The sequence below is a fragment of the Coleofasciculus sp. B1-GNL1-01 genome (assembly GCF_040220235.1).
Lineage (GTDB): Bacteria > Cyanobacteriota > Cyanobacteriia > Cyanobacteriales > Coleofasciculaceae > Coleofasciculus.
Genome location: NZ_JAVJTO010000115.1, coordinates 31316 through 45757, shown reverse-complemented (window position 1 = coordinate 45757; position 14442 = coordinate 31316). Strand labels below are relative to the sequence as shown.

14 protein-coding genes are annotated in these 14442 nt (G+C 45.3%); 7 read left to right on the top strand and 7 right to left on the bottom strand.

Translation table 11 applies throughout. The annotated features are described in order from the left end of the window. Positions 1–187: 187 nt before the first annotated feature. The 5 genes from RID53_RS28395 to RID53_RS28375 form a co-directional block, all read right to left on the bottom strand. Positions 188–415, bottom strand: a complete 228-nt coding sequence (locus tag RID53_RS28395; protein WP_446391286.1) for a hypothetical protein — start codon at positions 413–415, stop codon at positions 188–190. A 311-nt stretch (positions 416–726) separates the two neighbouring features. Further along, positions 727–1170 (bottom strand): HetP family heterocyst commitment protein, encoded by a 444-nt coding sequence (locus RID53_RS28390; RefSeq protein ID WP_446391285.1) that lies wholly within the window; start codon positions 1168–1170, stop codon positions 727–729. A 57-nt stretch (positions 1171–1227) separates the two neighbouring features. Then, on the bottom strand, positions 1228–2814 hold the full coding sequence (locus tag RID53_RS28385) for an HlyD family efflux transporter periplasmic adaptor subunit (RefSeq protein ID WP_446391284.1): 1587 nt from the start codon (positions 2812–2814) through the stop codon (positions 1228–1230). 121 nt (positions 2815–2935) lie between these two features. Continuing rightward, positions 2936–3124: a hypothetical protein gene (locus RID53_RS28380; RefSeq protein ID WP_446391283.1), complete on the bottom strand. Its 189-nt coding sequence runs from the start codon at positions 3122–3124 to the stop codon at positions 2936–2938. 334 nt (positions 3125–3458) lie between these two features. Next, positions 3459–6614, bottom strand: coding sequence for a peptide cleavage/export ABC transporter (locus tag RID53_RS28375; protein ID WP_446391282.1), 3156 nt, complete (start codon positions 6612–6614; stop codon positions 3459–3461). A gap of 720 nt (positions 6615–7334) precedes the next feature. Between RID53_RS28375 and RID53_RS28370 the strand changes: the two genes are divergently transcribed. From RID53_RS28370 to RID53_RS28340, 7 genes are all read left to right on the top strand, one after another. Beyond that, positions 7335–7922 carry a DUF3727 domain-containing protein gene (locus RID53_RS28370; RefSeq protein ID WP_446391281.1) on the top strand — a complete coding sequence of 196 codons (588 nt, stop codon included), beginning with the start codon at positions 7335–7337 and terminating at the stop codon, positions 7920–7922. Between the two features lie 75 nt (positions 7923–7997). Next, positions 7998–9089, top strand: a complete 1092-nt coding sequence (mltG, locus tag RID53_RS28365) for an endolytic transglycosylase MltG (protein WP_446391280.1) — start codon at positions 7998–8000, stop codon at positions 9087–9089. 198 nt (positions 9090–9287) lie between these two features. Beyond that, positions 9288–9851, top strand: a complete 564-nt coding sequence (locus RID53_RS28360) for a YqeG family HAD IIIA-type phosphatase (protein WP_446391287.1) — start codon at positions 9288–9290, stop codon at positions 9849–9851. Positions 9852–10010: 159 nt separating this feature from the next. Next, positions 10011–10148, top strand: a complete 138-nt coding sequence (locus RID53_RS28355; RefSeq protein ID WP_446391279.1) for a hypothetical protein — start codon at positions 10011–10013, stop codon at positions 10146–10148. A 146-nt stretch (positions 10149–10294) separates the two neighbouring features. Next, on the top strand, positions 10295–11410 hold the full coding sequence (proB, locus tag RID53_RS28350; protein WP_446391278.1) for a glutamate 5-kinase: 1116 nt from the start codon (positions 10295–10297) through the stop codon (positions 11408–11410). A gap of 192 nt (positions 11411–11602) precedes the next feature. Then, positions 11603–11851, top strand: coding sequence for a UPF0175 family protein (locus tag RID53_RS28345; RefSeq protein ID WP_446391277.1), 249 nt, complete (start codon positions 11603–11605; stop codon positions 11849–11851). Beyond that, positions 11848–12339 carry a DUF3368 domain-containing protein gene (locus RID53_RS28340; RefSeq protein ID WP_446391276.1) on the top strand — a complete coding sequence of 164 codons (492 nt, stop codon included), beginning with the start codon at positions 11848–11850 and terminating at the stop codon, positions 12337–12339. The genes RID53_RS28345 and RID53_RS28340 overlap by 4 nt, the downstream gene beginning before the upstream one ends. Positions 12340–12417: 78 nt before the next feature. On the opposite strand, the gene RID53_RS28335 is transcribed toward RID53_RS28340, so the two are convergent. Further along, entirely contained in the window at positions 12418–13116 is a 699-nt protein-coding gene (locus RID53_RS28335) for a hypothetical protein (RefSeq protein ID WP_446391275.1), read from the bottom strand. A gap of 7 nt (positions 13117–13123) precedes the next feature. Continuing rightward, the gene (locus RID53_RS28330) at positions 13124–14095 is read right to left on the bottom strand and encodes an MvdC/MvdD family ATP grasp protein (RefSeq protein ID WP_446391274.1); all 972 of its coding nucleotides are present in this window, start codon (positions 14093–14095) and stop codon (positions 13124–13126) included. Between the last annotated feature and the right edge of the window lie 347 nt (positions 14096–14442).

Sequence of the window (14442 nt, the reverse complement as noted above, 5' to 3'; positions counted from 1 at the left end):
GACCGTTCGCAAATGCCGAAGCAAAAGCATCCGATTCACTAAAGGCATCTCCACCTTCAATCTTGTTGGCTTCACAAACGTCTGCCAAATAATCTAAATCAGCAATAATCATGGGAACTCCCTGTGTCAATTCAGAACAAATATTTTTGAACTTTTTCAAGTCTAGCTTTTGGATGAGATGCTGAAATTAAAACGCTGCCTTGTCTGAGCTATAACTGGCAGAAGAAGAGGAAGTAGAGCCAAAGAAGGAAGAGCTAGCTCTTGTAAATGTAGACGTGAAGGTGTCGGTAGCGGAGAAGAACTGACCGAAGGCTGATGCCGAAGCAAAAGCATCCGATTCACTAAAGGCATCTCCACCTTCAATCTTGTTGGCTTCACCAACAAATTCCAAGTGTTCTAAATCCGAAATAATCATGAGATGGATCTCCTTAAGTATCTAAGTGATGGTATTTTTACAACCAGCTTTCTGTCTTTTTTTTGGTTGTGAATTTAATAGTAATGTTAATCCCTGGTGAGCGGCTGCCATTTTGGCAGAGTTGTGTAAAGTTTTATGAAGTTTTATCGAGGTAGCTCAGACTGAGACTGATAGCCAGTTACGGCGTATCAGGCAAAGGAAGAGAAGGCAAACAGAGAAAGTAACAGTACTATGGACGAAGGCAACTCCCGAGGATAAGGAGTTGCCTTCAAGAATTAGACAGGTATTGCTTTGACGGGAATGCTAATGATTCAGTTCAAGCTCAGAAAACCTTGGATTTTAGACCGAACCCATTCCATCTGGAGTGAATTGGATAGTAATCCTGGGTTTGCCCCGCTACCTCGTATCTGCGCTTGTTTTTCGCTGACATCCTCTAGATAAGGCAGATCACTAATCTGGCTCAAGGATTTTCCTGAGTATTTACTATTTAACTTGATTCCAGAAGACTGGCGATTTGGGTGACTTGCATGGGTTGCATCGTTCTCCTCTTGAGAAGCTTGCTCGTTTTCTTTGACCAATCGGCGGTAAGTCCGGTATGGCAGGTAATGTACAGGATTGTAACCCGCATAACGAAGAAGCAAATAACAAGCCCAAGAATACTTACCATCAAGGATTGCATCGATGATAGGGTTAAGTTGATCGGGTTCAATCGCTTTGTTACCACTGGTCTTGGAAGAATAAATTGGCTGTGCCATGATGCTTACTATCAGAGTATCTTTTGAGTGCAAAGGCAGGTCTCATTCAGTGAAGCTCTATAAGTTAATGCCATCTTCTTGCAACTGCCGGATCGGGTCGAGCAAGATGTCTGCAATGCGGCGGTGACGGACAATAATTTCAGCCGTACCCGTCTGACCCGCTTTCAACCGGATAGTTTCACCGTTAGCGCTGACCGAGGAGCGATCAAGGGTCACTTCGATTTTATAAACTTCCCCAAGTTGCTCATCTGGCTTGGTATCTGGGGAGATAAAAGTAACTTTGCCCCCGATCACCCCATAATCTTGATAGGGATAAGCATCGAATTTGATTTTCACGGGCATTCCTGTCTTAATCCCACCGGCTTCTTGGTTAGGTAAGCTGGCTGAAAGTACTAGGGGCATCCCTTGGGGAGCAATTTCAGCAATGGTTTGTCCCGATTGGACGACTTCACCAGCATTGGAGACGTGAAGGGATAAGACAACTCCCTCGACGGGAGTCGTGAGGGAGAGTTGTTTTAACTGGGTTTTAGCTTTATTGAGCAGATTGGTTGTCTGATCAATTTTGGCTTGTAGCTGGGTTTTTTGAACCTCAAGTTCCTTAATTTTGTGCTCAACGGTTAGCAGCGCTGTATTCTTTTCGGCTTGCTTCTGGGTTAATTCCGCTTGGAGTTGCTCAGCTTGGGCTAAAGCTTGCTGTTGCTCGGCTTGGAGTCGCTGAGATTCAGCTAAGGTTTGCTGGAGTTCACCTTCGGTTTGGGTAATCGTGCGCTGGCGATCGCGCAAAGCTTGCTCCCGTTGAAACACCACTTCAGCCGCGATCGCACCATCTTCCAGCAAGGGTTCTAACCGTTGGAGTCTAATTTTTTGGGCAGTGGCATCATCCTCCAATTCACTCAGTAGCTGTTGTTGGTTGGCTGCATTCACCTGGTTCTGAGCGATCATTACCTCCTGAGCCTTTGCTTGCGCCTTGGCTTGAGTGATCGCGGCTTCTTGAGCCTTTATTTGAGCTTGGGCAATCGCGGCACGAGTTTGCGTTTCCAGATGAGTTTTTTCAATCAGGGCTTGGATTTGACTCAATTCCGTTTGGTAGGATGCTTGCTCTTGTTCCAGGCGCTTAACTTCAGCCAGAGCAATTTGGTGATCCAGTTCCACTAATACCTGATCGGTTTTAACTATCTCACCTTCTTCAATGTGAATTGCCTCAATTTTCCCCGCAGCAACCGGATGAATTTTATAGACATCGCCTTTAGGGACTAACTGCCCTCTGGCGTAACCGACTTGATCTATTTTTCCGAATGTTGCCCAAGCTACAAACGCCAAGGAAAACATTACTCCACCTAATATCAGGTAACGGGGAAGTGCAGAGGGGGGCTGATCCAGCACAGCCTGTAAGGATGTAGACCAATGATCCTGATGGGCAGAAGCTGTCGGTGAGGTTCCTGAGTCAGAGGTATCTGGGCTATGAGCCGGGGTCTGGGATTTGGCATCTCTTTCCTGGATAGCTACACCCCCCCAGATCCAGGCTGATTCAGTTCCACTGAGATTCTGAATGTCATTGCTGTTTGAGTCAAAAACCGAATCGGGGACAGGGGCAAACGGCTTAGAAAAGCCCAATGAGCGAATTGGTATGATATCTTTCTTCATTGTCAACCACCCTTATAGAGTCTCAGAACTTTTGATTGAGATGTTTCATTAGTCCCAGCCATAAAGGTATAACTTTCTAGCTTTGAACTACTGATCCTTTCTCTGTTTTCAACGTGCCTTTTTACGCAAACAGTCGTTTTTGTAATAAAAATATACAAACTTCATTTTCCTCTTGCCATTTCACCCAAAACAAAGTAAAATGAAAGGCTGTGCATTTAGTTTTAATTAACTTTCCTCTAGCATTTCCCACTTGATCAATTTTGCCAAACGTCGCCCACGCGCCAACTAAGACGTGATGCTTATTCGGCAAAAAAATTGATTGAACGGTTCGATCTAGGCTGCTCCTCTAGAAAAGAGTTGGCTTTACTCAAGTTGCCTAGTCCGAACTGGGAAACACTGGCATTCTGTCACTTTTTATACTAGGTGACTATGAAGTCGAAATGAATTCACCTTTAGGGGGATATATTTTTTGGTCATTTGTCATCTGTTAGGGAACAGGGAACAGGGAATAGGCAATGGGCAATGGGCAATGGGCAATGGGCAATAGGTAAGGTAGAGTTTTGAGTTAACCTCCCCCATCTCCCCCATCTCCCCCAGCTTCCAGACGTTCCAGCGGAACGTCTCTACAAAAGGTATCCACCCACTTACAAATCAAGCTGCTGCTGCGCTAGGTGATAATAAAGTCCTCCTTGGTCGATCAGTTGGTCGTGATTCCCCTGTTCAACCAAAATGCCTTTATCTAAAACCAAAATGCAGTCGGCATGGCGGACTGTGGATAGACGGTGAGCAATAATTAACGTGGTGCGATCGCGGCTAATCCGAGTCAGATTTTGCTGGAAACGCCGTTCCGAATCCGTATCTAGAGAACTGGTGGCTTCATCCAACACCAGAATCCTCGGATCACCCAAAAGCGCCCGGGCGATCGCAATCCGTTGGCGTTGTCCTCCCGACAGACTCGCCCCCCGTTCTCCCACTTGGGTATGGTATCCCAAGGGCATATCCTCAATAAACGCATGGGCTTCGGCGAGTTTCGCCACCTCCACCACTTGATCTAAGGTCACATCCTCGGCATAAAGGGTGATGTTTTCCATAATCGTTCCCGAAAACAAGAAACACTCTTGGGGAACCACCCCTAGCTGCGCCCGTAACGACTGGGGCGACGCATGGCGTAAATCATGCCCATCCAACCAAATTCTCCCACTGGTGGGATGATAAAGTCCTTGTAGGAGATTGACTAGCGTCGTCTTTCCCGAACCACTGCGACCCACAAGCGCCACAGTTTGCCCCGATTCTACCTCAAAGGAAATATTCTGTAAGGTATTACGTTCTTGCTGGTCGGAATAACGGAACGTCACATTATCAAACTTAATCTCTCCCTGTAGTCGGGGAAGCACTAATAAGGGATGTTGGGGACTTTCTTCCGGTTCCGCCTCAAAGACATCATTCAGGCGTTCCACGGATACGGTGACTTCTTGCAACTCATCCCAAAGTCCCACTAATGCCAAAACTGGACTGATTACATTCCCAATCAGCATATTAAATGCTACAAACTGACCAATGGTGAGTTGGTCTTGGATCACCAAGGTTGCACCATACCACAGTAATGCCGTATTTCCCAAGGTTTGAAATAAACCCCCGGTGGATTGCAACCCATTCGCCAGTTTCTGACCGCGAAATCGAGCATTCAGCATCTTGGTCAGGCGGTCTTCCCAGCGCCAACGTAACTCCCGTTCGGCGGCGTTGGCTTTCACTGTTGCTACGCCGTTCATCATTTCCACCAGTGACGAGTTTTGTCCGGCGTCTTCCTTAAAGATTTCGCGCGACACCCGGCGCAGGAAGGGACTGGCGAATAGGGTTAATAGGGCAATGGGCGGAATAATTGCTAGGACGACTAAGGTTAACTTCCAGTTGTAATACGCCATCAACCCGATATAAACCACCGCCATCAGCGCATCTAACCAAGCGGTAATCGCTTTGCGGGTGAGGAAACGCTGCAACTTCTGGTTTTCCTGCACACGGGTGATAATATCCCCGACATGGCGGGATTCAAAGAAGGAGAGGGGTAAGGTTAGGGTATGGCTAATAAAGCCACCAATCAGGGTTAGATCAATACGATTGCCAAAATAATCTAAAAGATACTGTCGGGTGGCTCTAATACCGATACGCCAAATGCCAAATAAGAGTAAACCAATGGCAAAAACATGCAGCGTGATAAAGCTTTTGTGGATTACCACCCGGTCGAGAATAATTTGGGTAAATAGGGGTGTAATGAGTCCAAAAAGCTGGATTAATAGAGAGGCTAAGATAATTTGCCCAATCAGCATCCGGTAGGGGGACAGGGCGCTGATAAATTTACCGAAGGAGATTTTTTGACTTTCCACCTCTTTGAGGCGTTCGGTTGGTTCGATGAGTAACGCATAACCCGTCCAACCTTCAATAAACGCTTGGCGAGAGAGTTGGCGCTTTCCCACCGCCGGATCAGCCACCAGCATGCGATCGCCTTTACACCAGTAAACGACAACATAGTGATTTCCGCCCCAGTGAGCAATCCAGGGCTGTTTGATTTCCGCTAAACGACTCAAAGACGCCCGTACGGGTCGGGCTTGAAATCCCAGATTATCAGCAGCTTTGGCTAAAGCGGATAGAGATGCACCCGTCCGCCCGACACCCGCCAGATTCCGCAGGGAGGTGAGGCTAAATCGCTTCCCCCAATAGCGTCCCACCATCGCCAGACAAGCCGCGCCGCAATCGGAACTACTCTGCTGTTGGATAAAGGGATACCCGCGCCAAAATGCCCGCCGTATCCGACGTTTGGGTTTGGGAAAGGTGATGGATTCGGATTCTGATTGGTCTTGGGGTTCGGATTTAGGGGATTTAGTCGGCGTAACCTTGCGGGTTTTCTGGACGGGTAATACCGCCTTTTTCTTGGCGGCGGGTGGGATATGTCCGTTTTCAGATTTTTCTGCATCCTCGGTGTCTGGAGAGAGGATGGGGGCGATAGATTGAGCGGTTTGCCAATGATCGGTACTGAGTCGATAGACCGATAAATCCGTCTGGGCTATCCAATCCTCTGGGATGGTTTGGGGATATCCCCAACTGTCGCCAATATCTGGGGGTGAACTGTCATCCCCTTGACTAGCAATGTCACCGTGACGCAACCAGAAACGACCTGCGTCGGGTGGGGTGGATTGGATGAGGGGTTCTCCGGCCCGAATCTGTTCGGTATCTAAATAAGGAAGGAGTTGCTGGAGATCCTGGCTGGGAATGTCTGCTAACTCGGTATTGGTTTTGAGAAAGAGGAGGCGTTGGCGGTAACTAATGGTTGAGGTGAGGGAGTCTTGCAGCAGAGGCAGCCGCTCAACCCATTGCAGCAGTTGGGTTTTAGCCATCCGCGCCACGAGACCAGAACTAACCGCCCGGACTTGATAGGGTAAAGTGCGATCGCCAACTAGAGTATCCGCGCCAAAACTCTCACCGGATTCGAGTACCCCCGCCGATACATAACGTTTTTGGCTGGGATTGTAACCCAGTAGCCGCACCCGACCTTGACATACTAAATAAAGGTCATTCGGGTTCAGTTGAGACTGAGCCGAATTCTGGGATTGGCTGGAGGCGCGATCGCTCAATAGGTCATCACCGAGTTCAAATTCATACCATTCTAAACCTTGACAAAACTCCGATACCAAATCAGCATCAACGTCCCATTGGTTCAGGAACGAGTGGATCACAGCCAAGTTCTGAGTCTCAGTTGGTGATGCCTGATCGTGCAATTGCCCCCGATTTTTGAGTGTCTGATTCATTCCTAACTCCTCAGCCTGGGCATGTTCAAAAGCATCAGCCGCCACTCTACCAAATTAGGTAATGCTTTTCGAGTACCTTTAGGTCGTTGACAAAAAACAGGTTTTATTTTATACATATAAGCCATCTCTTCGGGTGTCGGGGTCAGGTGGAGTTTGTATAGCGCTACGCCCTAGGGAATAGGGAATAGGCAATAGGCAATAGTGAAGAAAAAAGCTTACCTGACAAGGGATTGAGCGATTTTAAGTTTTCTTAATTTGTCCTAACCTTAGTAAATAGTGCTATACAGCGGTACTAGGGCGGGTTAGAACATTCGTTACTGTTCCCTGTTCTGAAATTAACTGATATCCTATCGTGTCCCCGTAGTGCTATCGATGAGGATCTACTGAGGATTTGCTGCACAAGCCGGAAACCCTTAGCCATCAAGGGTTAGAAGGCTATTAAAGCTGAAGAAAGTGCAAGGTTTTGGCTCCAAGGAAGTTCTACATCAAGAGCATTTTGGGAAGATGCGATGCAGAATCTGCCGAAGACGGGGCAATAAAACTGTTGCCTGTTGCCTGTTGCCTGTTCCCTCTCCCCACCACAACACTTATTCAGCAGCCCCTACCTATAATCGAAGATTATGATTTTGAGTTCATGCGCCGTGATATTCTAAGACTTTGCCACCTGATCCCCAGAGTACGGCAAGTTTTTGATATTCCATAAGCCTTGACAAAAACGGCATGTTCTCATCTGACTTTCCCCAAGAAAATGGACAATCTGGTCACAGTAGTAGTAATGTAACGCTCACCGATGAGGCGGGGCGATCGCTAAATTGTTCAATCGAGCATTCTCTGAATGTGGAAGGAATCGACTATTTACTCCTCCTCCCTATCGATTCCCCCGTCGAAATTGTCGCCTGGGATGAGGATGATCAGGCTGACGATCTTGCGGATGCTACCCTCGTAGAAGACGAGACAGAAATCGATGAAATCTTTTCCGATGCTCAAGCCGTTCTCGCCGAACAAAATCTCATCCTGAAACGCACCGCATTTACGCTAACCGTCGCGGGTGAACTTCCGCCCGTGGATGAGGAGGAGATTCTCAGTATTGAACTCGCCGAAGAAGATGTGGAACTCGAACCCGAACAATTGCAACTGTTGGCGAATTTTTACCATGAAGAACAAGAGTATGGAATTTACACCCCCCTCGATCCCCTACTCTTTTTCGCTAAACGCAACTCCAAAGGTCAATTAGAACTCTTATCGCCCGAAGAATTTCAAAAAGTCCAACCCATGCTAGAAGAGTTATTATTTGAAGACTTAGATTAAAAATGACGAATGGCGTAGCTTGCTTCTCGCGCAAGCGAGTATGACAAATGACGAATGACAAATAACAAATGACAAATGACAAATAAAACAATTCAACAATTCTCTAAATGGTCTTATTATCTTGCCTTACTCCCGGTAACCATGGTAATCGGTTTATGGCAGGGATGGGCATGGTGGAGTTGGGTACAGTCTCCCCCTGTCGATCAATCCTTAGACGCATCAACCAATACCTTACAAATCCAGATTCCCACCGGAACAGCCGCCCAACAAATCGGTTTTGATTTAGAAGAAGCGGGTTTAATTCGTTCAGCCAATGCCTGGAGACTCTGGGGGTATTGGTTAAAACTGCAAGATCCCGACGGTGGATTTAAAGCTGGAACCTATAAACTATCCCCCAGTCAACCCTTACCCGACGTTGCCCAAAAAATTTGGACGGGTGAAGTGATGCAACTCTCCTTCACGATTCCCGAAGGGTGGTCCCTCCAGCAGATGGCAACCTATTTTGAATCCCTGGGATATTTTAAAGCCCAAGACTTTCTGGCGGCGGCGAGTCAGATTCCTGACGATCAGTTTCCCTGGTTACCCAGTAACTTACCGCACCTAGAGGGCTACCTATATCCTGACACCTATCAACTGCCGAGCGATCGCGTCACCCCCCAACAAATTATTAACCAAATGCTCAATCAATTTGAGCAGGTGGCTTTACCCGTATATCAACAGGAACAAGAACAAACTCAACTCAGTTTACATGAGTGGGTAACCTTAGCCAGTATCGTAGAAAAAGAGGCAGTGGTTGCCGATGAACGCCCCCTGATTGCCGGGGTATTTACTGCCCGTCTCCGCCGAGGGATGAAACTAGAATCTGATCCGACGGTTGAATATGGATTAGGCTTTCGTCAAACAGCAGATCAACCCCTAACTTACGCCCAAGTGGGAACACCGTCGCCTTATAACACCTATCTCAATCAAGGATTACCACCTACCCCGATTGGCAGTCCCCGATTAGACAGTTTAAAAGCCACACTCAATCCCGAACAAACCGACTATCTCTTTTTTGTCGCCCGCTATGATGGCACTCACTTATTTAGTAAAACATTAGAAGCCCATGAAGCGGCAAGAGACGCCATTCGTAAACAACGGGAAGCGCAGCAAATTCAACAACCTTAAGAATGAAGCTTATTGGGTAAATTTTTGAACCCGTTTAAACGGGTTTGAGCTTTAAGCCAGAACTTTAGTTCTAGGCTGCGATCGCGAAGACTGCTACGCTAGATGAAGCAGGAACGCTGCTACAACCATTCGGTGGGAATAAAGTTATTGGCTGAGGACAAATCACGGCTTATGTCTTGGGTATCAAACTTAGAAAAGATGGCGTGGGTATCAAATTTAGAACCCGACTTAGTTCTGGGAGGTCCAATCTTGAGTTTGACTCGAGATATCCTGCAACACTATCAACTTAAAGGATTAGTACTGGATGTGGATGAAACCTTGGTTCCCCTGAAAGCCTCCCAAGCTTCAGAAGAACTCAGGGCGTGGGTGGAAGACATTAGACCCATCGCCTCCCTGTGGCTGGTGAGTAATAATCTGAGTGAGACACGGATTGGTGGGATTGCCAACTCCCTGAATCTGCCTTATCTACACGGTGCGGGTAAACCATCCCGACGCAAATTAAAACAAGCCGCCGCCGCTATGAATTTGCCCGTAGAACAAGTAGCCATGGTAGGCGATCGCTTATTTACAGATGTCTTAGCCGGAAACCGACTCGGCATGTTTACCATTCTCGTCGAACCCATGATAGACCCCACTCAAACTGCCTATTCTTCTCCCATTCGCGATTTTGAAGTCTGGGTCACTCAAATTCTTGGCGTATCATTGCCCAGTAAGCAACATAACTTTACAAAAAAAGATAAATCAAGACAAACTGAAATATAAAGAAAAGATTATGAAAAAGCAGGCAGTCAGAAAATCATGAGATTCTGATAATAGTTCAAATGGGGTCAGCCATTATAAAGACCCTAACCATAATAAAAACACCTGTTATAATTCCATAGCGAGCGCTATATCCCTTAGTTGAGGACGTAGCGCTCTATTGTGTTGAGAGGGGAAGCAGAGGGAGCTGGGGAAGCAGAGGGAGCTGGGGGAGCTGGGGGAGCTGGGGGAGCTGGGGGAGCTGGGGGAGCTGGGGGAGCTGGGGGAGCTGGGGGAGCTGGGGGAGCTGGGGAATTGTAGGGGCGGGTTTTACCACTAACGTTGGGTTGTCACCTTGATATCACTAAACCCGCCCCGATTAGAGTGCAAGTCATCTTCAACAAATGACGAATGACGAATGACGAATGACGAATGACAAATGACAAATGACAAATGACAAATGACAAATGACCGAAACAATTGTTGTCAAAGTGGGTACATCCAGTCTGACTCATCCAGAAACGGGTCAGCTAGCGCTGTCAACGATTGCGATGCTAGTGGAAACGCTGACTAGGTTGCGTTCCTCTGGGTATGGTGTAGTCTTAGTCACCTCTGGTGCAGTGGGAGTTGGGTGTGGACGATTGGGATTAAAGACTCGTCCTCAAACCCTCGCACTCAAGCAAGCTGTCGCGGCTGTGGGTCAGGGACGGTTAATGCGAGTCTATGATGATTTATTTTCCAGTCTTCAGCAAGCGATCGCGCAAATTTTGTTAAGCCGCCAAGACTTGGTACAGCGCAGTTGCTATGTTAATGCTTACGCGACATTTCGAGAACTATTGCAGCTTGGTGTCATTCCCGTAGTGAATGAAAATGATACCGTCGCTGTCGAGGAACTCAAATTTGGCGATAACGATACCCTCTCGGCTATGGTGGCGAGTTTAATCGAAGCCGATTGGTTATTCTTATTAACCGATGTTGATCGACTCTATTCGGCTGATCCGCGTCAAGTCCCTGATGCTGAACCGATTACCCTGGTGAACAGCATGGAAGAGTTAGCCGAACTTCAGATACAAACTGGGAAAGCAGGTTCTCAGTGGGGAACAGGAGGAATGGTAACCAAAATTACCGCCGCCAGAATTGCCACAAGTGCGGGAGTGAGAACCGTGATTACCCAAGGGCGACACCCCGAAGCGATCGAAAAAATCTTACAGGGAGAACCATTAGGAACGCAATTTGCCCCCCAACCACGAACCGAAAACGCCCGTAAGCGTTGGATTGCTCACAGTTTAGTTCCGGCGGGTAAGTTGTATTTAGATCAGGGTGCAGTCAGGGCAATTTGTCAAGGGGGTAAGTCTCTATTAGCCGCCGGAATTACCGCAATTGAGGGGAATTTTAACGCCTCGGATGCGGTACAACTCTGTGATAGTCATGGCGTAGAAATGGCTAGAGGATTGGTCAACTACAGCAGTCTGGAATTACAGAAAATTCGGGGACATAAATCAGCCGACATTCCCGAAATTTTGGGCTATGGTGGGGCGGAAACAGTTGTGCATCGAGATAACCTGGTTTTGAGTAATGTCTGAGATCACCGATCATAAAATGAGTTCAATGCTCACCCCACTAATCACCCTTTTATACCTGTTGAATTGGGAAAAATAATTATGAACCAACTATTAAACACTCAATTAATAGTTGCCTTTGCTGGAGCATCACTCTCTTTTCTGGCTGGAGTGGAGCAGTTATCCTAAAAGAGTAGTGGTTTCTATATTTAAACTATGAGTGTTATCATCTCTGACGAAACCCTTCGCGCCTGTCAAATGGAAGCTGCCGAATTTAAACAAGAAATTGCACTACTGCTATTTCAAGCAGGTCGGCTAACGATTGGTCACGCCAGTCACTTAGCCCAGATGTCAGATGGTGCCTTCCGGGAATTGCTCAAACAGCGTCAAATACCACTCTATCACTACAATGTTGAAGACTTCGAGCTAGATCTCAAAAACCTCCGGGAATTGGGTCGGCTGTGATAGTTATTAGTGATACTTCCGTCTTTACAAACCTGGCGGCGATCGGACATCTTCACTTGCTTCAACAGCTTTATGATTGCATTTTCATTCCAACAGCAGTTTACCAAGAATTAACGGTCGAGCCGCCTGTTCCTGGAACAGTGGAAGTACAGACTCTTCCATGGATTGAGGTTCGATCGGTTCGCGATCGCGCAATGGTTGAGCAATTGCAAAATACAGTGCAACTCGATCCAGGTGAATCTGAAGCGATCGCTTTAGCACTGGAAATCAATGCTGACTTGTTACTCATTGATGAGCGTCGTGGTAGAACAGCAGCGAACCGTCTAGGTATCAGAATTACTGGCTTACTAGGGATATTAGTGGAAGCCAAACAGCGATCGTTGATTCCTGCAGTTCAACCTTTAATGGATGAACTCATTGCTACATACCAGTTTAGAGTTTCTCCAGCTCTGTATAACCAAATTTTGGCAATAGTGGGAGAATTCTGAGAGATCTATTCTGATAGATTTGGTTACGTCTGAGATAGCTAAAGAGGGATAATTTGTTATTATATGAACAGAGGATACTTAATCCGGCTTTGAAACCGTCGCCTTATTAGTTTTACTTTCATTCATAAATTTTTGGCAAGTAAGGGTATTGTCTTTTAAGGCAGATTGTGTTTTATAGTCTCTAACCTCTTTGGTGAACCAGTTACTATCATTAGATAAAATGTTCCAAATTCCCAGAATCATAATACATAGTATCGCCAGAGAAAAATATCGTAAAGCAGCTCGATATAGATCAAGCATGAAATCCGTCACACGCCCATTGTAATTTTGCGACATAAGCCTATCATTACATAGCATCCTATTAGCTGATTCTGATTCCGCAAAAATATAGCTATAATCAACTGTTTGACTCCTATCAACTCCCAAATATACAGTAAGTAAAAATATAGTGACAAATAGCAAAATAAGAGGAATAATTGCCCAAATGCCGACATATTTTGCCGATGCAATGCTAGTGACGCTAGAAATTAAACCAAGTAATATAGAAGTTAAGGTCAACAAAGTACGCGCTTTGGTATCTACCCTATCTCTACGATCTTTTATTTCATCATTTTTATTTTTGAGAAAATTAATTTTATCGTCAGTGACTTGCAATTTTTCAGGAATCGTATCAACCTTTATCTCAGGCTCATATTGTCTATGCTGAACTTCTGATAAAGTACATTCGACTATAGCGCAGCGCATCAATATCCATGTAATGTAAGCAGAGAAATTCATATCTAAATTATAGAGAAGGGCTTTGCATTGAGTTTAACAATATACTCCCAATATCTGTTACGCCTTCCAAGTCCAGCCAAGCCCACTGACCATTTGGATTTATTTCAAAAAATAACCATTCATAATCTGTATTAATTGCCATATCAATAGCTGCAAATCTTAGTTGATAAGAACGGCAAATATCTAAGAGATTTATTTTTAATGAATAGGGTAATTTTATGGATTCATATCTCACGTATTGCATATTGTTTCTGCGGATATCAATAGTTTGCAATTTATCTCGTTCAGAGGCGTAAATTGCAGTAGCAATTACTTCTTTGTCTATAACATTGACTCTAACATCGCATATTTTTTTTACCTTCTCCTGAAATAGAGTGGGACATAGACACAAAATATCACGATTTTCTTTTAGTTTATCCAGCGTAAATTCATTCGTAAAAATTACTGTATCTTCTTGAGGATTATCTCTTTCAATATATCCATGGGAAATTGGCTTAATTACTATTTTCCCATTGCATTCTGTCCAAAACTGGATAACTTCTTCAAAAGATTGAGTAACTAAGGTTCGTGGAATCGTAAGCTCGAACTTTTTGGCACGACTCAGTTGTTCTAGCTTGGATGATGCTGAAGCATTGTTCCTTGGATGATTAATCCAATAATGAGTAGGAATATGAGATAAAAAACCTTCAATTGCTGCACTCCACTCACTAAGGGCATGTGCTTGTTCGCCTTTCTCAAACTTTTTACCTTCTGGTAATCTCAGGGGTTGTGGTCTCCTGTACCATACTGAATTAACCTTATCTGGTGTCAACGTTTGATTGTCTATAGAAAGTAAAAGGTAATTAAATTTATAGAGTAACTCCGTTTTTTCAATCAAGTGATCAGTATTTAATCTGATGTAATCCAATCCTTCGTGTTCTAATCTAGAACAAACATAATCTGATGTTACATCTAAGGAATTCGAGAGAACTATTATCATCTAACTTTTTTATTGCGGAATTATGACGAATTGTATAGGTGAGTCATCAGAATCAGAATTACCTCGTACTGTTGTAAAAGTCTGAGTGTTCCGATTCCAGGGATCTTGGTCAACTCCCTCACGAGAATCTGTTCTAGTTTGAGTACCAAGCAATATATCTGTAGGTTTAGAACTTACCTTTTTCTGAGATATTGTTTCTTGATACAGAGAGATGAAACTACATTTCATGGCTTTGCTTACTTGAGATGTTCTACTAAAGAAGAAATTACATGCATTATTATAGCTAACGTGATCTAACAACGACTTAAGTCGAATGGTACTGAATTAAGGCTGGTTGGCATTGTCCA